This is a genomic window from Rhodococcus sp. C26F (assembly GCF_053345925.1).
Map to the genome: position 1 here is coordinate 16,047 of NZ_JBKFBA010000022.1, position 20,337 is coordinate 36,383.

The 20,337-nt window shown below is 65.3% G+C and carries 17 protein-coding genes; 5 read left to right on the forward strand and 12 right to left on the reverse strand.

The window, feature by feature from the left end; translation table 11 throughout:
- Window positions 1–77: 77 nt before the first annotated feature.
- The 8 genes from ACLBYD_RS19760 to ACLBYD_RS19795 all read right to left on the reverse strand — a co-directional run bounded on the left by ACLBYD_RS19760 (window position 78) and on the right by ACLBYD_RS19795 (window position 9,175).
- Window positions 78–1,388, reverse strand: a complete 1,311-nt coding sequence (locus tag ACLBYD_RS19760; RefSeq protein WP_447817769.1) for an MFS transporter — start codon at window positions 1,386–1,388, stop codon at window positions 78–80.
- 130 nt (window positions 1,389–1,518) lie between these two features.
- Complete coding sequence (locus ACLBYD_RS19765) at window positions 1,519–2,157, reverse strand: response regulator (protein WP_447817770.1); 639 nt, start codon at window positions 2,155–2,157, stop codon at window positions 1,519–1,521.
- Window positions 2,154–3,335: a GAF domain-containing sensor histidine kinase gene (locus ACLBYD_RS19770; RefSeq protein WP_447817771.1), complete on the reverse strand. Its 1,182-nt coding sequence runs from the start codon at window positions 3,333–3,335 to the stop codon at window positions 2,154–2,156. Before ACLBYD_RS19770 ends, ACLBYD_RS19765 begins: the two co-directional genes overlap by 4 nt.
- 55 nt (window positions 3,336–3,390) lie before the next feature.
- Window positions 3,391–4,515, reverse strand: coding sequence for a glucuronyl hydrolase (locus tag ACLBYD_RS19775; RefSeq protein ID WP_447817772.1), 1,125 nt, complete (start codon window positions 4,513–4,515; stop codon window positions 3,391–3,393).
- A complete protein-coding gene (locus ACLBYD_RS19780) occupies window positions 4,512–5,666 on the reverse strand; it encodes a zinc-binding dehydrogenase (protein WP_447817773.1) in 1,155 nt (384 codons plus the stop codon). Before ACLBYD_RS19780 ends, ACLBYD_RS19775 begins: the two co-directional genes overlap by 4 nt.
- A complete protein-coding gene (locus ACLBYD_RS19785) occupies window positions 5,663–6,862 on the reverse strand; it encodes a CaiB/BaiF CoA transferase family protein (protein ID WP_447817774.1) in 1,200 nt (399 codons plus the stop codon). Before ACLBYD_RS19785 ends, ACLBYD_RS19780 begins: the two co-directional genes overlap by 4 nt.
- 7 nt (window positions 6,863–6,869) lie before the next feature.
- Window positions 6,870–7,988, reverse strand: a complete 1,119-nt coding sequence (locus ACLBYD_RS19790) for an acyl-CoA dehydrogenase family protein (protein WP_447817775.1) — start codon at window positions 7,986–7,988, stop codon at window positions 6,870–6,872.
- A gap of 50 nt (window positions 7,989–8,038) precedes the next feature.
- A complete protein-coding gene (locus ACLBYD_RS19795; protein ID WP_447817776.1) occupies window positions 8,039–9,175 on the reverse strand; it encodes a CaiB/BaiF CoA transferase family protein in 1,137 nt (378 codons plus the stop codon).
- A 162-nt stretch (window positions 9,176–9,337) separates the two neighbouring features.
- Between ACLBYD_RS19795 and ACLBYD_RS19800 the strand changes: the two genes are divergently transcribed.
- A complete protein-coding gene (locus tag ACLBYD_RS19800; RefSeq protein WP_447817778.1) occupies window positions 9,338–10,813 on the forward strand; it encodes an aldehyde dehydrogenase (NADP(+)) in 1,476 nt (491 codons plus the stop codon).
- A 205-nt stretch (window positions 10,814–11,018) separates the two neighbouring features.
- On the opposite strand, the gene ACLBYD_RS19805 is transcribed toward ACLBYD_RS19800, so the two are convergent.
- The 4 genes from ACLBYD_RS19805 to ACLBYD_RS19820 form a co-directional block, all read right to left on the reverse strand.
- On the reverse strand, window positions 11,019–12,284 hold the full coding sequence (locus ACLBYD_RS19805) for an MFS transporter (protein WP_447817779.1): 1,266 nt from the start codon (window positions 12,282–12,284) through the stop codon (window positions 11,019–11,021).
- Window positions 12,285–12,678: 394 nt separating this feature from the next.
- Window positions 12,679–13,473 (reverse strand): IclR family transcriptional regulator domain-containing protein, encoded by a 795-nt coding sequence (locus ACLBYD_RS19810; protein ID WP_447817780.1) that lies wholly within the window; start codon window positions 13,471–13,473, stop codon window positions 12,679–12,681.
- Entirely contained in the window at window positions 13,470–14,714 is a 1,245-nt protein-coding gene (locus ACLBYD_RS19815) for an MFS transporter (protein ID WP_447817781.1), read from the reverse strand. The genes ACLBYD_RS19810 and ACLBYD_RS19815 overlap by 4 nt, the downstream gene beginning before the upstream one ends.
- Window positions 14,715–14,967: 253 nt before the next feature.
- Entirely contained in the window at window positions 14,968–15,798 is an 831-nt protein-coding gene (locus tag ACLBYD_RS19820) for an IclR family transcriptional regulator domain-containing protein (protein WP_447817782.1), read from the reverse strand.
- A gap of 312 nt (window positions 15,799–16,110) precedes the next feature.
- Here ACLBYD_RS19820 and ACLBYD_RS19825 point away from each other — a divergent pair, with 312 nt between their 5' ends.
- From ACLBYD_RS19825 to ACLBYD_RS19840, 4 genes are read left to right on the forward strand one after another with little or no spacing between them, the layout of a single operon-like run.
- Window positions 16,111–17,394, forward strand: a complete 1,284-nt coding sequence (locus ACLBYD_RS19825; RefSeq protein WP_447817783.1) for a Rieske 2Fe-2S domain-containing protein — start codon at window positions 16,111–16,113, stop codon at window positions 17,392–17,394.
- 32 nt (window positions 17,395–17,426) lie between these two features.
- Window positions 17,427–18,614 carry a zinc-binding dehydrogenase gene (locus ACLBYD_RS19830; RefSeq protein WP_447817784.1) on the forward strand — a complete coding sequence of 396 codons (1,188 nt, stop codon included), beginning with the start codon at window positions 17,427–17,429 and terminating at the stop codon, window positions 18,612–18,614.
- Window positions 18,611–19,117 (forward strand): hypothetical protein, encoded by a 507-nt coding sequence (locus ACLBYD_RS19835; RefSeq protein WP_186455408.1) that lies wholly within the window; start codon window positions 18,611–18,613, stop codon window positions 19,115–19,117. The genes ACLBYD_RS19830 and ACLBYD_RS19835 overlap by 4 nt, the downstream gene beginning before the upstream one ends.
- Before the next feature lie 2 nt (window positions 19,118–19,119).
- Entirely contained in the window at window positions 19,120–20,097 is a 978-nt protein-coding gene (locus ACLBYD_RS19840) for a PDR/VanB family oxidoreductase (RefSeq protein WP_447817785.1), read from the forward strand.
- Window positions 20,098–20,337: the final 240 nt, after the last annotated feature.

A 20,337-nucleotide genomic window follows, 5' to 3' on the forward strand; every position in this document is an offset into this window, starting at 1 on the left:
GGGTCACGCGCGGACGAATGGCGGCCCGCCGCAGGGGGCGGGTGCGTCGCCGACCGGGGACCGGTGCGTGGGCCTGCTCAGCGAGAGGTCGGTGACAACTGTTCCTGTCCGGAGGTTTCGTCGTTGCCGGACAGATCCTGCCGGTAGGTCTCGCGCATGGCGATCACGCAGACGACGGAGACGGCGCACATTGCGACCATGAACAACGCCACGGCGACGTACGAACCGGTGCGATCGAGCAGGTACGTGGCGACGATCGGGGCGGGAGCGCTCGAGGCAAGGGTGCCGATCGTGTAGCCGAAAGAAATTCCGGTGTAGCGGATACGGGTGTCGAAGGCTTCGGCGAAGAAGGCTGCGAGGGGACCGTAGGAGGTGGCGAAGGCGAGGCAGAACACCACGAACCCGATCATCGCCAGCGCGAAGGATCCGGAGTTGACCAGCCAGAACCAGGGGAAGGTGAACAGCAGCATGGCGAGAACCCCGGCGAGGAAGACCGGCTTTCTGCCGTAGGCGTCCGACAGCTTGCCGAACAACGGTAGTGCTACGAACGTGACCGCCATGGCGACGAGGACGAGTGCCAACATCTGGTTTCGGGTGTAACCGACCTGCGTGACGCCGTAGCTGAGGCCGAACACCGTAGTGCCGTAGAAGGTGACGCCGATGGCGAAGTAGGCACCACAGGTCAGGATGACCTGCTTGGGGTAGTGGCGAAGAACCACCCCGATGGGCAGCTTCTCCAGCTGTGCGTTCTTCTTGACGCGGTCGAAGTTCGGGCTTTCGCCGACATGCAGACGGACGAACAGACCGATCGCGACGAACGCGCCGCCGATCAGGAAGGGAACCCGCCATCCCCAGGACTCGAACGCTTCGGGAGACAGTCCGGCCATCAACAGGAACACCGTATTACCGAGCATCAATCCTGCCGGCACCCCCATTTGCACCCAGCTGCCGTAGTAGCCGCGTTTGTCGGCGGGAGCGTGTTCGACGGCCATGAGAATCGCACCGCCGATCTCACCACCGAGTGCGAGACCCTGCACGAAACGCAAGGTGACGAGGATAATCGGTGCGGCGACACCGATGGTCTCGTAGCTCGGGAGCAGCCCGACTCCGAGAGTGGTCAAGCCCATGATGGTCAAGGTGATCACGAGCATGGACTTGCGTCCGATCCGATCCCCGAAGTGACCGAACACCACTCCGCCGAGCGGGCGCGCCACGAAGGCGGCGGAGAACGTGGCAAAGGCGAGCAGAGTGCCGATCAGAGAGTCGAACTCGGGGAAGAAGATCTTGTTGAAGACGAGTCCGGCTGCGGTGCCGTAGATGAAGAAGTCGTACCATTCGACTGTTGTGCCGACACCGCTGGCAAATCCTACTTTCGATGTTTGGGACATTTTTGGCATGTGGGGCCTCCGTTGCCGCGAGCGCGAGATGATTTCTGCGGCTCGAATATATGGGTGACCCAGAACACACAACATCTCCATGTGGAGAGGTGGAGTGCGCTCCGGGGAAAGCGAATTCGGTTCAGAGCAAGCGAAGTTCGTGCGCGCGTGCAATGGCTTCGACGCGATTGCGCGCGTTCAGTTTCTGCATGGCGCTCTGCAGATAGGTCTTTACGGTGTTGCGGGTGAGAGACAGTTCCTGAGCGATTTCGGGATTGCTGTGACCCATGGCCGCAAAACGCAGCACTTCGTACTCGCGCCGGGTCAGGCCGGCCCGGTACAGCGCCTCGGAGGTCACGACGTTTCGTGGTCCCGTCAACCTCGGGTCGACCACCCGGATTCCGCTGGACACACGGTGAATGGCTGTGGCGAAGTCCTGTCCGCTGATGTCCTTGACGAGGCAGCCGTCGGCGCCCGCTTCCATCAGCAGATCGATGGCACCGTGATCGGCGAACGCGGTGAACAGCAGTATCCGCGCGTGCGGCGCGGCTCGACGAAGACGCGGAATCAGTTCCGGTGCAGGGATATCGGGGAGTCGAAGATCGAGGAGGATGACGTCGACGGGCAGGGTGCGGGCCAATTCGACCGCGGCCGCGCCGGTCAGTGCCCCTCCCACGACTTCGAGGTCGGTGTCCTCGCGGGCGAGCAGTTCCACGCCGCCACGCACGATCGGATGATCGTCGACGACGAGGATGCGGATGGTCTTCGGTGGCGCGGTCATGTGCTCGGTCCCTCCAGAGCGTCTACCCAGCCGCGCACGGTGGTGCCGCTTTCGTCGTCACTGACGACCGACATGCCGCCCCCGAGCCGCTCGAGGCGCCCTGCAGCCAATCCGAGCCCCAGCTGGCTTCCTCGCATCGGATCGTCGGTGCCGTCGACGCCCCGGCCGTCGTCGCTGATGACGACCGTCACCCTGCCCGACCGCGCCGACAAGCTGACCACCACGGTGGACGCGTCGGCGTGCTTTTCCACGTTGACCAGCGCCTCGCGCACAAGGCGTTGGAGGGCCTCGACGCGGCTGGCATCGAGGTCGGGAGATTCGGTCAGGGGCACGAAACGAGCCGGGATACCGGTCCGGAGCGTGAATGCCTGGCAGTCCTCCTCGATGCCGACCGGAAGATTTCGTTCGGGAGGCCGCGCGGTGAGGTCGGTCAGCGATCGGCGGATGGAAGCATTGACGGCGTGTACCTGTTCGGTGATCTCCTGCAGGCGATCGTGGATCGCCTGCGCGTCAGCGAGGGTGCGCAGGCTCTGCAGTTCGGCGCCGATCCGGAAAAGGACCGGGCTCACGGAATCGTGTAGGGATTCGGCGAGCCGTTTCCGTTCGGCCTCGAGGGCGAGTTCTGTCTGGGTGGCGGCCCTTTGGGCGCTGAGGAGAGTGACGGCGGCCGTTTCGGCGATCGATTGGATCTCTGCGATGACTCGATCACCGAAGGACGAATATTCGCGGGTGCCGACGTACATGGCGCCGAGTACATGACCTTCATAGGCCATGGGCACGGCGAGCATTCCTCGCAGTGACTCCTGTTCGACGAGCGCGTCGAAGTCGTGGGTGATTCCGGGGTCGGACAGATAGTCCCGTACCCAGACGGGTTGTTGGAGCATGATGCTCTTGCCGCCGAGCCCGATCCCTTCCGGCACCACCAGTCGGTGCAGGGCGTTGCTCTTCGTGCCCTGCCAACTGCGGTGAACCATCACCCCATCGACCTCGACGCGCCCGATGAGCGACATGTCGAAGTCGCCGATCTCCCGGATCCGCTGGCCTGCTGTGGTCATCGCCGACGCTTCGTCGGTCAGAACCAGCAGTTCGGCGCGCGAAAGTGCGAGGTTGTCGAGGATCGACGGTTTGAGGTCCGAGTGGGTGAACTCGTGAGCTGCAGTAGGTGTATTTTCCGACACCGGCTTTCCTCGATCTTCTTTCCGGGGTCTCGGGTGACCCGTCATGGTGGCTCGGTCACAACTTCAGCGTATCGGACCGGCTGTTCAGGTTGATCAGGCACTCGAGCAGGAAGTAGTCGCCCCAGATCAGTTCGTTTCGGGTCGCGAAGTCGCGGCGTTTGTCGAAGCAACCGTCCATCAGGATCCCTGCCGGTCTGCTGTCGTGCGGTCCGGTGGGGGTGAGGTGATCGAGGAGTGCCTCGACGTGGGCGACGGCCCGGTCGCGGAAGTCGGTCCGCTCAGGGACGAGCCGGTCGAGCTTGAGCAGCGCGGCAGCGGCGATGGCCGTGGCGGAGGTGTCGATCGGAACGTCCGGACCGGTGCCGGCGTCGAAGTCCCAGGACACGACGGCGCCGTTCGGTGTGCGGTCGAGCCACCATTCGGCCAGTCGGACGGCGGTCGGCAGGAAGGACGGCGATGCCCACTGTGCCGCCTGGGCGTATGCCACCATCGCCCACGCCTGTGCCCGGCCCCAGGTGCTGTCGGTGTTCATGCCCTTGTGGGTGTAGCGGTCCAGCAGTGCACCATTGGATGTGTCGAATCGCGCCGACTGACAGACCGAGCCATCGGTGCGGATGCACAGTTCGATGTGCCGCTGCGCGTGGCGGATCGCGGCGTCGTGGAAGCGTGGGTCGCCGGTGTGTACCGAGGCCCACGACAGCAGCGCGACGGTGCCCGGGACGGCGTCGATGTTCGCGGCGCCTTCTCCGACCGCTTCCGCTTCTTCTGCTTCTGCTCCGAGTGGGATGATGCCGGCGCGATCGTTGAAGCTGGTGAGCAGGCCGTGGGCACCTGCCAGAGCAGTCTGCGCCGCGTCGTCGCTTCCGGTGACGAGGTGGTTGACTGCGGCCCCGTACCAGAAGAGGAAGCCGCGGAAGGCGGTGTCGGAATTCTGCCGGGGCAGGATCTGCGCGGTGATGTCGTCGGCGAGGTGTGCCAGGCGCTTGTCACCCGAGGCGGCGAAGCCGAGTGCGGCCAGGCCACCCCAGAATCCTCCGGTCCAGTTTCCGTCGGCGGTGGTGGTCCATTCGCCGGACTCGATGTCACCGTAGTGCGGGAAGGTGCCGTCGGTCTGCTTGGCGGTCGAGTCGATCCGCTCGAGCATCGCCTCGATCGCCGCGGTGTACCGGGAGTTGGTCACGACCGGACTCCGGTGGTGAGGACCGACTTGAGCGTGCGCCCGTCCCGCATATCGGCCATGGCGTCGTCCGCCTCGGTGAGCGGGTATTCGGTGACCATCGACGCGAGATCGAAGCGGGCGGTCAGCCCGGGGAGCGATTCGACGTATTCGAGGTGGTTCTGCGGCGAGAACGCCCAGCTTCCCAGCACCTGCAGCTGCTTTTTGGTGATGTAGTGGGGGTTGATCGGGGTGGCGCCGTGGTCGGTGTACTGCCCGACGACGAGGTACTTGCCGCCGCGGCGGGCGAGGTCGATGCCCTCGGCCACTGCGGTCGGGACGCCGGTGGCCTCGATGACGACGTCGGCGCCGCGCCCGTCCGGTGTGTGCGCGAGGATCCGTTCCAGGCGGGCCTCTTGATCGGTCTCGGTGAAGATGTCGATGTGGATGTCGCCGATGCCGGCGGCCTGCGCGACCTCGAGACGGTTGGCCGGCCCACCGACGATGATCACTTTCGCCGCGCCGGCGAGTGTGGCGTACATGGCGCAGGCCAGACCGACCGGTCCGCTGCCCTGGACCACGACGACATCACCTGTCTGCGGCTTGGCGATATCGTTCACGGCGTGCACGGCCGTCGGGCCGGCGCAGCCGAGTGCGATCACCTGCTGCGGGGTCACCGAGGACGGGATGCGGATGATCGTCGAGCCGGGCTGGAGGTAGATCTGTTCGGACCACCCACCCGACAGATGGGGCCAGTCGGCCGACGACTGGTTGATGCCGTACACCTTGCGGGTCTCGCACAGCGACGGTTCGTGCTGGTCCTGGCAGTAGTAGCAGTGCCCGCACGGGATGTTGGACGCCCATGAGACCGCGTCCCCGACGCGCAGCTGCTCGCCCCGGGCATCGGTGGTGACTCCCTCGCCGAGGGCGTGTACACGACCGACCGCCTCGTGTCCGAGGATGAGCGGTACCGGAATGGGCAGGCGACCTTGCTGCAGGTGGATGTCGGTTCCACAGATTCCCGCGTGCGTGACGTCGACGACGACCGCGCCGGCGTCGGGGGTCACGCGCGGAAACGTCGTCGCGGTCATGGTCTGTCCGAAGCCCTCGAGCACCATCGCGGTGGCGGTGCCGGTGGTCGGGCTCGTCGGGTCCGTCTGCATCGCATTACTCATCGGATCACTCCCTTACTGCGCAAGGTCTGGACATCGGACTCGGAGATACCGAGCTCATGGAGGATTTCGTCGGCATGTTCACTGACCGCCGGCACCCCACGGCGCACCTGGGCGGGGGTACGGGACAACGTGACAGGGTTGCCCATCAACCGGGTGGTGCGCACACCCTCGATCTCGACGTCGACGAGCGTGCCGTTGTGCCGCGTCTGGGGATGATCGAGCGCTTCTTGCAGGGTGAGCAGCGGTGCGCACAGCAGATCGACCCCGTCGAACAACTCTGCCGCCTCGGCGGTGCTCAACTGTGCGACCAGCGGACGCAGAACCGCGTTGGCGGCCTCTTTGTTCTCTGCCTGGAGCTGTGGTGTGGCGAACGTCGGCTGGACGGACAGATCGTCGATGCCGAGAGCTTTGCATGCCAAACCCAGAGCGTTCTCGCGGAACAGGCCGAGTACCAAGAGCAGACCGTCGGTCGTTTCGAAGATGCCGCTGTACCAGTCGCTGACCCAGTTGGTCTCACGCTGGTACGCCAGCAGTGTGGAGCTTTCGAGAGTCTGCAGGGCCAGTGCTGTATCGAAGAGGTTGACGCTGACCTTCTGGCCGCGGCCGGAACGCTCGCGTTCGAACAGTGCCGCCAAGATTCCCTGGGCGAGGGCCATACCCGAGGCGTAGTCCACGGTCGGTACCGGATGTACGTATGCCGAGATCGACGGGTCGCCGCACGCGCGTGCCATTCCGCTCAGTGCCTGCGCGAGCATGTCCTGGCCTGCTTTGTGGGCGCATGGTCCGGTCTCGCCGAATCCGGTCGCAGTGCCGTAGACGAGCCGAGGATAGCGCTCGTGCAGATCGTCGTAGGTCAAGCCCAGTCGTTCGACTGCCGCGGTCCGGTAGCTGTGGATGAGAACATCCGCCTCCGCGAGGAGCTGATGGAGAATGTCCTGCCCCTCAGAGGTTTTCAGGTTCAGTGCGATGCTGCGCTTGTTGCGGTTGACCGCGGCGAAGTAGGCACTGGGGCGACCTTCGTCGAGTGACTCGCGATCGAGGCCTCGCAGCATGTCTCCGCTGACACCGCGCTCGACCTTGATCACTTCGGCGCCGAGGTCGCCGAGAACCTGCGCGGCCACGGGTGCCTGCATGATCTCGCCGAGGTCGAGGACCCGGATGCCGCTCAGCGCGTGTTGTTGCTGGGGGTGGTGCACGGTGCGCCTACTTTCCGTATACCGACTTGGCGATGATGAGTCGCTGGATCTGGTTGGTGCCCTCGTAGATCTGGGTGATCTTGGCGTCGCGCATCATCCGCTCGACCGGATAGTCACGGACATAGCCGTATCCGCCGTGCAGTTGGAGCGCATCGGTGGTCACCGACATGGCGGTGTCGCTGCACAGCAGCTTCGCCATGGCCGCCTTCGTCCGTCCCGCCGGTTCCCCGTCGTCGATGAGACGGGCTGCGTCGTACAGCAGCGTGCGGGCCGACTCGATCTTGACGGCCATATCGGCGACCATGCCGCGCAGAAGCTGGAAGCGGGAGATGGACTGGCCGAACTGCTCGCGGTCGGTCGTGTACGACACGGCGGCATCGAATGCGCCCTGTGCGATGCCGAGGGCCTGCGCGGCGATGAGTGCCCGGCTGACGTTCAGTTCCTCGGAGATGTACGCGAACCCCTGGTAGGGGTCGTTGACGACCCGGACGGCGGGCAGTCGGCACTCGTCGAAGTTCACGTCGGTCGTGGGGCTGCCGCGCATACCCATCTTCTTTTCGGGAGCGCCGAAACTGACGCCGGCATCGTCCTTGTGCACCATGAAGATGCCGAGTGACTTCTCGCCGGTCTTCGCCAGCACGGCGTACCAGTCGGCCCACGGCGCATTGCTGATGAACCGCTTCTGACCGTTGAGGATCCAGTCGGACCCATCCTGGGTTGCGGTCGTTGCGATCGCCGACAGGTCCGAGCCCACGCGCGGCTCGGTCATGCACCATGCGGCGCCGGCGGCGCCCGATGCGACGTTCGGTACCACCAGTTGCTTGAGTTCGTCGGAGCCTTGGCGGAGCACGGTGGAGGTGCCGGCCCAGTTGACCAGCATGACCAGTGCCGTGCTTGCACAGGACGCTGCGACTTCTTCTACAGCGATGACCTGGGCGAGCAGGTCGGCTCCACTGCCGCCGAGGCGCTCGGGGTAGGCGAGTCCGGGCAGGTCGTTGCTGCGCAGGGCTGCCCAGGATTCCGAGGGGAATCGTTCCTTGTCGTCCACATCGGCGGCGTGCGGTGCGATCTTGGTCTGCGCGAGTTTGCGGACGCTCTCGCGGAATTCGCGATATTCGATACTCATGAATTACTCCTGGTCTGTGTGGGGAAGGTGATGATTCGGAAGTTCGACGGTCACAGTGGGGGCCAGCTCAGACCCGTCACGGACGAGGGGATACCGGCTGCGGCTGCCCGGTGGGCGAGGTCTTCGGCGACACCGGCACGGCGCAGCACGTCCTCGGTCTTGACGTGGGTGTCGGTGGCGCGCCGTGTCGGGCCGTCGGAGAACACCGGGACCACGGGGACCGAATGAAGTGTGAAGTCCGGGTCCCGGGCCACGATCTGATCGAAGGTGGCCAGTTCGTGCGGTTCGAGTACCGGTGTCACGCAGGCATCGACATCGGCGAACACTGTGGTCCACTCCGCCATCGTCTTCGTCTCGAATGCTGTGGTCAGTGACTTTTCGATGTGGTCCCAGGTGGACTCGTCGAAATGGTTCGGAACGGCACCGAGGTCGAGGGTGGTCCACAACCGTTCGAAGAAGGCGGTCTCGAGGGCCCCGACTGCGACGTAGCGATCGTCGGAGCAGCGGTAGCACCGATAGAACGGCATCGATCCGGTCAGTACGCCGTGTCCACGGCCGGGCAGCGTCGGCGTCTGCCAATCGACGAAGTTCATTCCCATCATCGACAGCACGCCGTCGACCATGGCGGCATCGATGTACCGGCCTTTGCCTGTACGCGTGCGGTCGTAGAGGGCGGACATGATGCCGAATGCCGACAGCAATCCGCCGCCTGCGAAGTCGGCGACCAGGTTCAGCGGCAGTGTCGGCGGGTGATCCGAGGGGCCGAAGGTCCCGAGGGCACCGGCGATGGCCAGGTAGTTGATGTCGTGCCCGGCGCGCTGCGCCATGGGCCCGTTCTGGCCGTAGCCCGTCACGCTGCAGTAGACGAGTCCGGGATTGAGGGCCGACAGTTCCGCGTAGCCGGCGCCCAGCTTGTCCGCCACCCCGGGGCGGAATCCTTCCATGAAGACGTCGGCTTCCGAAACGAGGGTGTGCAGGGCGTCGAGGCCGTCGGCGGTCTTGAGATCGAGCGAGATGAATTCCTTGCCTCGCGACAGCGCGGGCACCGGGAGCCCGGAACGACCACCACCGATTGCGATCACTTCTGCGCCGAGGTCCGCGAGCAGCATGCTCGCGTACGGTCCGGGCGCCAGACGTGTCATATCCAGTACCCGAATCCCCGCGAGTGGTCCTGTCATTGCGGTCATCGTCGTCCTCCAAAGTCATCCGGTATCTCGTGTGATGCCCATCCTGGAGGCGGTGACTGCACTCACACCATCTCCATGTGGAGATGTCGCATCACATCGGTTCTCCCGCACACTGAGATCCACACACTCAGCACGGGACGCTCCGAATTCGACAGGACAGCAATGGAAACCACTGCGACAGACACTCTCCTCGACACCACCGCGCAGGATTACGAGCGGATTCTCGACGCCGCCGAGGCCGCCGCGACGCCTCTTGCTCGTACGGACCTGCATGAACGAGCGCACCTTCTGCGGTCGGTGGCCGATGCGCTCGACGCCACAGCGTCGGAACTGGTGCCGCTGGCGGCCGCCGACAGCTCACTGCCCGAGCCGCGCCTGCGCGGCGAAGTCACGCGGACGACGACGCAGCTGCGGATGTTCGCCGAGGTCGTCGAGGAGGGCTCCTGGCTGGAAGCGATCATCGACACGGCCGATCCGGATGCGCACCCTGCTCCGCGTCCCGATCTGCGCCGGATGCTCGTGCCCACCGGACCTGTCGCAGTGTTCGGCGCGAGCAACTTTCCGTTCGCGTTCGGACTCGGCGGCGGAGACACCGCTTCGGCATTGGCTGCCGGCTGCCCCGTCGTGGCCAAAGCCCACCCTGCTCAGCCACAATTGACCGCCGCCTATGCGCAAGCGATCGACGAGGGACTGCGGGCGTGCGGCGCCCCGGACGGTACCTTCGGGGTTGTGCAGGGCGCCGAGATCGGACGTCAGCTCGTCCAGGATCGGCGTATCACCGCCGTCGGGTTCACCGGTTCGACATCGGGTGGCCGGGCGCTGGCCGATCTGGCAGCCGGCCGACCGGATCCCATCCCGTTCTACGGTGAGTTCGGTAGCACCAACCCGGTGTTCGTGACACCTGCTGCCGCCGAGGACCGGTCGGGAAAGATCGCCGGCGATTTCCTCGAATCGTTGCTCCTCGGCGCGGGTCAGTTCTGCACCAAGCCGGGGCTGCTGTTCGTTCCCGAGCAGAGCTCGATCGAGTGGCTCGTTCGAAGCGCGGTCACGGATGATTCGTTCCGTCTGCTGCACGCAGGGATCCGCCAGTCGTTCCTCGACGTGTCCCAGGAGATCCTCGAGCATCCCGATGTTAGGCCGGTGGCAGCGCCGGAGCAGAGTGGTCTGGACGATCTGTCGGTACGCCCGGTCATCGGCGTGACCGACGCTCGGGCGTTGCGTCGAAACCCTCAGGACCTGCTCGAAGAATGCTTCGGTCCGTTCGGGCTGATCGTGACCTACACATCGATTGCGGAGCTGTACGCGGCGATGGCTGTCCTGCCGGGCACGTTGACAGCGACCGTCCACGGAACCGATGACGATCCCGATGCTGCGGGACTGCTCGGTGCGCTTGCGCGCCGTGCGGGGCGCGTCATCTGGAATGGATGGCCCACCGGTGTGGCCGTCGGTTGGGCTCAGCACCACGGTGGTCCCTACCCGGCCACCAACTCGGTACACACCTCCGTCGGAGCGACCGCGATTCGGCGGTTCCTGCGTCCGGTCGCCTACCAGTCGGTGCCCGAAGCGAACCTGCCGTCCGCTCTCGTCGATGCGAACCCGTGGGGTATCCCCCGCCGGGTGAACGGCCGGCTGTCGTAGAGTCACCGCTGCTCGCGATGTCGCCTCGATCCGGACTGGGTGCGCAGAGGACTACGTCTGTTACGCAGCTTCGGACCGGGTTTGTATGTGGCGTTGTGTCACACGACCTTCCGGACCGGCGCGGGTAGTCACGCCCAGGTGTGCTGCACAACCAACGACACGGCGGTCTCCGGAGGGAGGCCGCCGCGTCGTTGGGAAGTGGGTCTCAGGAGGTGGTGGTGTCGGGAGTGGCCGGTTCTGTGTCGGCGACGGTGGTCTTTCCGCCGTTCTCGTCGACGAAGTACAGGATCACTGCGCCGATCAACGGTCCGACGGCGAGGGCTGCGAACGCTGCCAGGAACGAGCCGGTGGCCGAGAAGACCGCGCCGATCGCGAGGGGGACGAGGGTGCTGGCGATCTGCCAGAACGCGTTGGATGCGCCGGCGGCTGTGCCGGTGACCTCGCTCGAGACCAGGCGGGGGATCATCGCGACGATCAGGGGCAGGTATCCGTAACCGACCAGGCCGAGAATGGGTGCTGCGATGAGGAGCGCAGGGACGTTGTCCAGCGTGCCGAAGAAGATCAGGATGACGGAGAACAGCGCGAGAATGACGATCGCGGGCTTTCGGGCGCTGCCTATCCGGTCGCCGAGTATTCCGGTGAGGGGTTTACTGACGACCGCTACGCCCGCGAAGATCGCCACGATGAATCCGGCGGTAGTGCCGGAAACGCCGTGTCCCTTGATGAGCAGGGCGTTGGACCAGGTGACGAATCCGTATGTGCCCCAGAACCCGCCGAACCCGGCGAGGGAGAGCAGCATGAGGTCACGGTTGGTGGTCAGGGTCTTCCAGGCGGAGGGGCGCTTGCCGTCGCCTGCGGTAGCGATCGTGTTGGTGACCGGTCCCGGCCGGATGATCACATAACAGATGACCGCCGTGACGATCGAGATGGCACCGAAAAGGTGGTAGGAGGCGTGCCAGCTGTAGTGGTTGATCATCCACGGGACGGCGGTGTTGGCGATGACGGTGCCGAGCGAGGTCGCGGAGGTGAACAGTCCCATGACCTTGCCGAGTTCCTTGGGCTGGAACCAGCTTGCCAGGAGCTTGACGCCTGCGGCGTAATCCGCGCCGGCGAAGAAGCCGACGACTGCTTGCACGCCGATGCCGATGACCGCAGAGGTGGTCGATCCGAAGATCATCATGAACACGCCGGCGCCGGCGAGTGAGACGGTGACCACCTCGCGGCCACCGAACCGGTCGGAGAGCACCCCGGTGAGGGCGTTGGAGCAGACGTAGCCGATGTAGTACGCGGTGGCGAACACGCCGAGGCTGGCCAGTGGTACGCCGAGGTCCTCGCCGACGAACACCGATGCCGGGCCCCAGGTGGAGCGATCGACGGAGGTCATGGTGAAGGCGAGCCAGCAGAGCACGAGCACGACCCACCGATATCGGTTGCGTGCCTGTTGATCAGGTGATGTGGAAATCGTCTGCACGAGGGGTTTCCTGTCTGGTCTCGGCGCGATAAGGGGTCTCGGGTTGTGTTGCTGCTACCCGGTTCTCGTGGGAGAGGATCGCTGCCGTCAGTCGAATAGCGTTGGTGCAGTCGAGGTGTGGAAGGGACTGTGAACGTCACGAGGGGGTATGTCGCGGAAAGTTCAGGGTGGGTCACCTTCGACCGGTCGAGCGCTGCACCTGTTTTATCAAGGTGATCGCGTTCACACAATGTTTGCGTCCGTTTGTGGAGCAATTGCGCGCTATTCGGACGCATTTTGCCCATCGGTCCGGTCCGGGAAGCCATCGGCCGGATCGTGTGATCGCCGCTCGATTCGTCGATCACGGCGCGCAGGTCGACGTCCCGACGACGACCGCGATCGCCGGACGGGGCCCTCACATGGCTGCGAGCTCCTCGCGGATCTGCTCGGCCGCAGTGCGCAGAGCGGTGAGGATCGATCCCCTCATATGATCGAGTGATACGCGCGAGGACTGGGCGGAGACGTTGAGAGCGGCGACTGCGTAGCCTTCGGCGTCGCGAACGGGCACGGCGATCGACCGCACTCCCTCGGTGAGTTCCTCATCCGCCAGCGACCATCCCTCGGTGCGTGCGGCGAGGATCTTCTCGCGTAGTTCGGCGGTGTCGATCGTGGTGGCCGCGGTGTAACTGTGGGTGTCCACGCTCGCCAGATAGGCGTCGAGTTCGGCATCGGTGCGGTCGGCCAGGAGTACACGACCGGTGGCGACGGCGTAGGCCGGCAGACTCGTCCCGACCACGATTTCGACCGTGAGGACCCGGTCGGCCTGGACCCGGTCGACATAGAAGATCCTGTCGTGATGCAGCACGGTGAGCGAGGCCGTCTCCTGCGTCTGCTCGGCCAGGCGTTCGAGGTGGGGCCGGACGATCTCGGGAAGTCCGCTGCTCAGGACGTAGGCGTCACCGATTTCGAGTATCGCGGGGCGGGCGGTGTAGGCGGTGCCGTCGTAGGACAGATAGCCCATGTACTCGAGTGTCAGCACGAAGCGCCGGGCCGCGGTGCGGGTGATACCGGCGAGGCTCGCGACTTCGGTGACCGACAGGGGGCGACGTTCTCGCCCGAACAGTTTGAGTACCTCGAGCCCCCGGCCGAGAGCTTGAACGTGATCGCGGTTCTGCTCCGGGGTCGTCGTGGTTGCTTCGTTCTCGCTCACAGGCTCAACCTATCTACTTCGTGTGATGCTGCCGATCGAGTGGGGGCGTGAGAGGTACGGATCCCCCAGAGGCCGAGCGCGACGCATACTGCGTACAACGCTGCCGCCGCAGACCAACCGGTCGCGAATCCACCGGTGTGATCGGTCAGCAGTCCCATCAGAGCGGGCCCGCCGGCGAATCCGAGGTACATCCCGACTGCGATGGCGCTCGAGGCGCGGCCCACGGTGCTGGTCCGAACCACGCGGAGCGCACCGGCCATCAACACCACATTGGCTGCGAGGGCGGTCGCACCGTGCACGCCGACGCCGATCCACAGGAGGGCAAGCCATCCCCAGAGTTCGGCACCGAGCAGGGCGAGTGCGCCGAGCAGGGAGCCCGATGCGAGGACCAGTAGCAGGGTGAAGGGGCCGGTTTTTCCGGAAAGCGAGCGGCCCCAGCCGATTCGCGCGGTGACACCGATCAGGCCGGCGATCGCGGCGGTCAGCCCGGCCACGGTCAGGTTCAATCCCATTTCGTCGTGCGCGAACAACGGAAGATAGACGTTGGTGGCCTGAAGGGCGGCGCCGGAGAACAAGGCGTAGGCGGCGAACAGCCAGACGGCCGGGGGCAGGGTGCGGCGCTCGGTGCGGTCGGAGGAGGGTGCGGCACGCTCGGGGGCGCTCGCCGGCCGTTGGGAACGGTTCCGGGACGGTGCGCAACGCCAGGCCCAGAGGGCCGAGATGCCCGCGATGGCCGCGCCGACCCATAGTGGGCCTCGCCATCCCCAGGCAAGTGCCAGGGTGGGGCATCCGACTCCGGCGGCGAGTTGGCTGACCTGCACCCCGGACTGCTTCACTCCGATCCAGGGAGAGCGTTTGGCCGGTGGGGCGTGGTCGCTGATCACGCGGTTGGTGACGGGATTCGACAGGGCCTGTGCAGCCCCGGACAAGGCCATAGCTGCGAGTAGCCACAGGTAGTTCGTCGACAGCGCCGCGATGACGAACGAGAGTGCGGCGCCCGCGAAGATCGTGACGAGCAGTGCGCGAGCGGGGAAGCGGTCGCTGAATCGCCCGAAGGTCAGGGACAGGGCGGCCGCCGCCAGGAAGCTGAGCGTGGCGAGCATTCCGAACTGCGCCGCGGTGATGCCGAGCGAGTGGATGACCAGCGCGCTCGTCGCGCTCAGTCCGTAGGTCAGCAGTGGGCCGATCGCCATGGCTGCCGTCAGCAATGGCAGTAGTGCTCGGGAATTGCGGTTGTTCACTACAGGCACTCCATCGACAGTCCTATCGCTGCGCGGCGGTGCGCACGATCTCAGCGCAAAGCGTCCGCATAGCGTTCAAGAAGCCTATCTTCGGACGCAAGTGTCGCACGTCCTCGGGTGTGGCACCTACCTCGCCGCGTCCCCGACTCTCGTGGGCCATCGAAGCGTGGCGAGATGTGACGGGAGGCCGCGGAGCACGCCGTGGGTGTTCGGCGACGGGTGGACGTGCGCGTCCTCGCGGCATGGGATGCGCTCAGACGTCGATTCCGGCGCGCAGTTCCAGGGAGATTCGACCGGCGGTTTCGAGGAGTGGGGGAAGGTACCGCGGAACCAGGGTGCGCGCGGATTCGTGCGTTTGGTACATCGACACGGTGAGTGCGCCGACGACGCGGCCGGTTCGGGAGCGCAGCGGCACGGCCAACGCTTGCACTCCGACATCGAGAACCTGGTCGGCGAAGGCCCAGCCCTGGCGGCGGATGATGTCCAATTCGCGCTCGAGTCGACTGCGCTCGTCGTGGGCGGGCGCCGGGTGCGGGTCCTGGGGAGCCGAGAAGTCGAGATGTCGGTTCAGTTCGGCTTCGGGAAGTGCGGCCAGCAGCACCCGTCCGGTCGCTGTCCGATGGGCGGGCAATCGGCTGCCCGCCTTCAAGGACACCGACATGCCGGACACAACCTCCACTCTGCTGACGTACCGGATGTCCGGACCGTCGAGCACTGTGACGGACGCGGAGAGACCCAGGTTTCGCGCAAGTGCCTCGAGGTGTGGCTGGCACACGTCGGCGAGGGTGAACCTCGACAAGTTGGCATAGCCCAGCTCGAGTACCTGCGGTGTCAGGGTGAACTTGCGGCCGGAGACCTCGACGAATCCGAGTTCGACGAGGGTGTGCAGGAATCGGCGCGCCGCCGAGCGGGGAAGTCGGCACCGCTCTGCCACCTCGGTCAGTGTGAGGTGGCGATGCTCGCGGTCGAAGGTGGTCAGCACTGCGATGGCGCGTTCGAGTGATTGGACCGCGTCCTTCGGGCGGGCCGGCCGCACGGGGGTCGACGTCGGCATGGCGTCCACCGCGCTTTTGGCTCGCGTCATCTGTTCCCTCCGGTGCCCTCACTGAGTGGGCTTCTTCGATCCCACGACCGCGAGTGTAGTGGAGTCCGATCTGCGCGCATATGCGCGTTCTTTTCGGACCTTCCATGGTGGAGTGCGCACCTTAGTCGGAGGTGATTCATCGCGTGTCTCGGCGACAGAAACAGCGATTACCAGGGTTCTTAGGGCGAAAAGTAAGGCCGCCCATGGTTGACGGTGCGAAGCGACGTGTGCCACAGTGCTCTCACCGATCAATTTCCGCGCACGTGCGCGCTATTCGGACGCAATCAGTCGTTGAAGGTCGAAAGGACTGCCATGCTGACGCAAGACCAGAACACCCTGCTGGTTCAGACGGGCCCCGATACGCCCATGGGCCAGCTTTTCCGCCGGTACTGGATCCCGGCGTTGCTGGCGGAGGAGTTGCCGGAGCCGGACTGCGCCCCGGTCCGGGTCAAGCTGCTCGGCGAGCAACTGATCGCATTCCGCGACACCCAGGGCAGGCTCGGACTGCTCGACGAGTTCTGCAGTCACCGCACCGCCTCGCTGTACTTCGGCCGCAATGAGGACTGCGGCCTGCGCTGCGCATACCACGGCTGGAAGTACGACGTCGAGGGCAACTGCGTCGACATGCCGTCCGAACCGGAGGACTCGAAGTTCAAGTCCCGGATCAAGCAGAAGGCATACCCGTGTGTCGAGCGCGGCGGCGTGATCTGGACGTACATGGGTCCGCCCGAGCTCAAGCCCGAACTGCCCGAACTCGAATGGGCCATGCTCGGCGACGGCCACCGATTCGTCTCGAAGCGACTGCAGGAGACGAACTACCTGCAGGCAATGGAGGGCGGCATCGACTCGAGCCACGTCTCGTTCGCCCACCGATTCAACCTCGACGACGACCCGATGCACTCGGGAACCGAGGGCAACAAGTACCTCAAGGCCGACACCCGCCCCAAGTTCGAGGTCGCCGAGAGCGACGGCGGTCTGGTCATCGGTGCTCGCCGCAACGCCAACGACGACGAGTACTACTGGCGGATCACCCAGTGGATCATGCCCTGGTACACCATCATTCCCCCGTTCGGCACCCACAATCCGCTCGGCGGGCACGCCTGGGTGCCCATCGACGACGAGACGTGCTGGGCGTGGAGCATCAACTACCACCCCACCCGGGAGCTGCGCGAGGACGAACTCGCGTCGATGCGCAACGGAGACGGAATCCACGCCAAGTACATCCCCGGGACCTACCGGACGCTGGCGAACAAGGACAACGACTATCTGATGGACCGCGAGGCCCAGAAGCAGAAGAAGACGTTCTCCGGCATCGAGGGCATCGCCGCCCAGGACTTCTCCCTGCAGGAATCGATGGGCGCAATCTGCGATCGCACCAAGGAACGCCTCGGAACCTCCGACGCCGGCATCATCTTGGCCCGCCGCCGACTGCTCGCCGCCCTCGAGGAACTCGAAGCGGAAACCCTGCCCGGCCTGCAGCCCGAACACCAGCGTGTGCGGTCGACCTCGGTCCTGCTGCCGAAGGCAACGCCCTTCCAGGAGGGTGCCGAGGACGCACTCCGCATGGTCGAAGGCGAAGACTTCGTCTCCATCTGACCACTCCGGCAACAAGAAACAAGGAGTCCGTCGTGACCAATAGAGCCGACATCGACATCGCATCGACACCCTCGTTAGCCGGCCCGCCGAAGATGGTCCGCGCCGCGGTGTCGATGCCCGACACAACGACGACCATCCGCCACCTCGACACCAGCGCAGCCGTCGGTGCGGTGGGCTGGCTCGAAGTCGAATCCTCCGCGGTGTGCGGAACCGATGTCGGGCTCTATCGGGCCGGACTGGACTCGCCCACAGTGCTCGGCCATCACGTCGTCGGGACCGTCGTCTCGGTGGATCGGACCCAGTCCGCCGCATGGGACGTGCGGCCCGGCGACCGGGTCGCGCTGGAGGAGTACCTGCCGTGTATGAAGCAGGACTGCCCGGCGTGCCGCATCGGTGATCACCGCATGTGCCCCCAGACCGATCTGTTCGTAGGAAAGCGGCGAGTAGGTCTGGTCCCGGCGAACGACGGGTCCGGTCTGCACGGCGGCAACGCCGAATACATGCAGCTCAGCGCAAACAGCCTCGTGTACCGCCTACCGGCGGAACTCGATGCGGACCTCGCGGCGTGGACACAGCCCTTCGCCAACGCGCTGGATTGGACGGTCGATGCCGGCGGCGCCGAGGAGGGGTCGACGGTCGTGATCATCGGCCCCGGCTACCACGGTATCTCCGCAGTAGCCGCAGCCCGGGCTGTCGGTGCCGCCCGCATCGTCGTGATCGGGGTACCGGAGTCGGCCGGGCGCCTCGAGATCGCCGAATCGCTCGGTGCGGTGCCGGTGATCAACGACAACGACGACCTTGCCGAACTGATCCTGCGAGCCACCGGCGGTGAAGGAGCCGATGTACTCCTCGACACCGTAGGACTCGGAGGACAGGCCGTGGCCGCCGCCGCCCGTGCGTTGCGCAAGCGGGGCCGGCTGGTCATCGGCGGACTGGGGTCGACGCCGGTCTGCGAACTCGATCTCAAATCTCTGGTGCGCGGCGCCAACACCATCGTCGGTGTCCGAGGCCGCTCTCCTGATGCAGTCACACGCAGCATCGAACTTCTCGCCGGCGGCCGATCCGGATTGGAGATCGTGCCCTCCGTCGACGTCGGCCTCGACGAGGTCGACGACATGCTGGGGCGGATGGCCACCGGACAGGGGCCGGTGAGTCCCCACGTCGTGATCCGTCCACAGTTGCGCCGCCCGAACACTCAGAAACGAGGAACGCTGTCATGAGCGAGACGACACCCCGCCGGCTGTCCTACGTAGCTCGAATACTGCTGGTGCCACTGGGGAAGTCCGGTGACGACCTGGTCGAGCAGATGGCTCGGGCGGGGTTGACCGATGTCGACGTCGTCACCGCGCACTCGCCCGCCGAGGCGGCCGTACGCGACATCAACGCCGAGGCCACGGTGGTGCGTCGTATCGACGAATTGGTCACCGAATCGGACATGGTCATTCTCATCGGTTCGGTACTGCCCCAGGTCCCCATCGGCTTCGCCACCGCCATGGCCGAAGCAGCCCGCGAATCGGGCAACCTGCTCGCCGGTGTCCTGATCGACCAACAGGACTGGGACAGCCCGCAAGGCGCCGAAGCGATGGCAGTACTGCGGATGGAACTCGACATGCTGGTGTCCCTCACCCAGGTCTCTCTCGCCACCGCCTTCGTCGACGTTCTCAAAGGGGGATACCGCACCCCGGGTGCTTACGCGCCAGTTCTCTCGACCCCAAGGATCTGACAATGACACAAGAGACCAGCCGCCTCGTGGTCCGGCAACAACGACTCGAATCCGACGGCGTGTTGTCGCTGACCCTCGAGCACCCGGAGGGGGCCGCCCTCGACGAATGGGAGCCCGGAGCACATATCGACCTCGTGCTGCCCTCCGGGACCGTTCGGCAGTACAGCCTGTGTGGTGACCCCGAGGACAAGACTGCCTACCGGATCGCCGTTCTCAAAGAAGAGCAAGGACGCGGTGGGTCGAAGGAAATCCACGACAGTGTCCGGGTGGGGGACCTCCTCGCGGTGCGGGGACCCCGCAACCACTTCGCCCTCGAGCCTGCATCCCACTACCTCCTGATCGCCGGAGGAATCGGAATCACTCCGATTCTTTCGATGGCACGGAAACTGTCACGGGAGAACGCCAGCTGGTCCGCACTCTACGGCGGCCGCAGCCGCGCCACGATGGCATTCGTGGAAGAGATTTGCGGACTCGGCGAAGTAGATGTCTGTCCTGCAGACGAATTCGGAAACCTCGACCTGGCAGGCGCCGTGGCCGACGTTCCGGCCGGCACCGCCGTGTACTGCTGTGGCCCCGAAGGTCTACTGCAAGCGGTCAAATCGGTGTGTGGTCCGGCGCTCGGTGACGAAGCAATTCATTTCGAGCGGTTCGGTGCCCCTGTCGTGGAGGTCGATTCCTCCGAGGCTGCCGACGCATCGGACGGGCAGTCGCCCACCGAATTCGAGGTCGAACTGCGCCGGACCGGGTGCACGTTGAAGGTGCCTGCAGACCGCACCCTGCTCGAAGTCGTTCTCGAAGCGAACCCGAACATCCTGTACTCCTGCGAGGACGGATTCTGCGGGTCCTGCGAAACCCGCGTGCTCGACGGAGTTCCCGAACATCACGATTCGATCCTCTCTCAGGCAGACCGAGACAAGGGCCAGACGATGATGATCTGCGTCGGACGTTCTCGCACACCCACACTGGTCCTCGACGCTTGACGTAGCAGGATGCTGCGAGGAGGCGGGTGTCCGCTTTCTCGCAGTCAATGGTCGTGATTCCCGGAGCACGGCTAGGGATATCTCTGATGTCGACCGGCGAGGTAACGTGAGCGTTCGCTGCTTTGATCACAGCGGCCTTCGAGAACATGCGTAGCATGGGATCGGAATGACCACTATCGTCGAAACCGACTTGGCCTATCGCCATTCGCATACCGCGTCGAAAACAATCGATCGGGTCAT

What these genes read in the sequence shown, in the direction of transcription:
- ACLBYD_RS19820 (WP_447817782.1), bottom strand. Translation starts at nt 15,798, where the DNA reads ATGACGCGAGCCAAAAGCGCGGTGGACGCCATGCCGACGTCGACCCCC.
- ACLBYD_RS19825 (WP_447817783.1), top strand. Translation starts at nt 16,111, where the DNA reads ATGCTGACGCAAGACCAGAACACCCTGCTGGTTCAGACGGGCCCCGAT.
- ACLBYD_RS19840 (WP_447817785.1), top strand. Translation starts at nt 19,120, where the DNA reads ATGACACAAGAGACCAGCCGCCTCGTGGTCCGGCAACAACGACTCGAA.
- ACLBYD_RS19790 (WP_447817775.1), bottom strand. Translation starts at nt 7,988, where the DNA reads ATGAGTATCGAATATCGCGAATTCCGCGAGAGCGTCCGCAAACTCGCG.
- ACLBYD_RS19835 (WP_186455408.1), top strand. Translation starts at nt 18,611, where the DNA reads ATGAGCGAGACGACACCCCGCCGGCTGTCCTACGTAGCTCGAATACTG.
- ACLBYD_RS19800 (WP_447817778.1), top strand. Translation starts at nt 9,338, where the DNA reads ATGGAAACCACTGCGACAGACACTCTCCTCGACACCACCGCGCAGGAT.
- ACLBYD_RS19765 (WP_447817770.1), bottom strand. Translation starts at nt 2,157, where the DNA reads ATGACCGCGCCACCGAAGACCATCCGCATCCTCGTCGTCGACGATCAT.
- ACLBYD_RS19760 (WP_447817769.1), bottom strand. Translation starts at nt 1,388, where the DNA reads ATGTCCCAAACATCGAAAGTAGGATTTGCCAGCGGTGTCGGCACAACA.
- ACLBYD_RS19795 (WP_447817776.1), bottom strand. Translation starts at nt 9,175, where the DNA reads ATGACCGCAATGACAGGACCACTCGCGGGGATTCGGGTACTGGATATG.
- ACLBYD_RS19780 (WP_447817773.1), bottom strand. Translation starts at nt 5,666, where the DNA reads ATGAGTAATGCGATGCAGACGGACCCGACGAGCCCGACCACCGGCACC.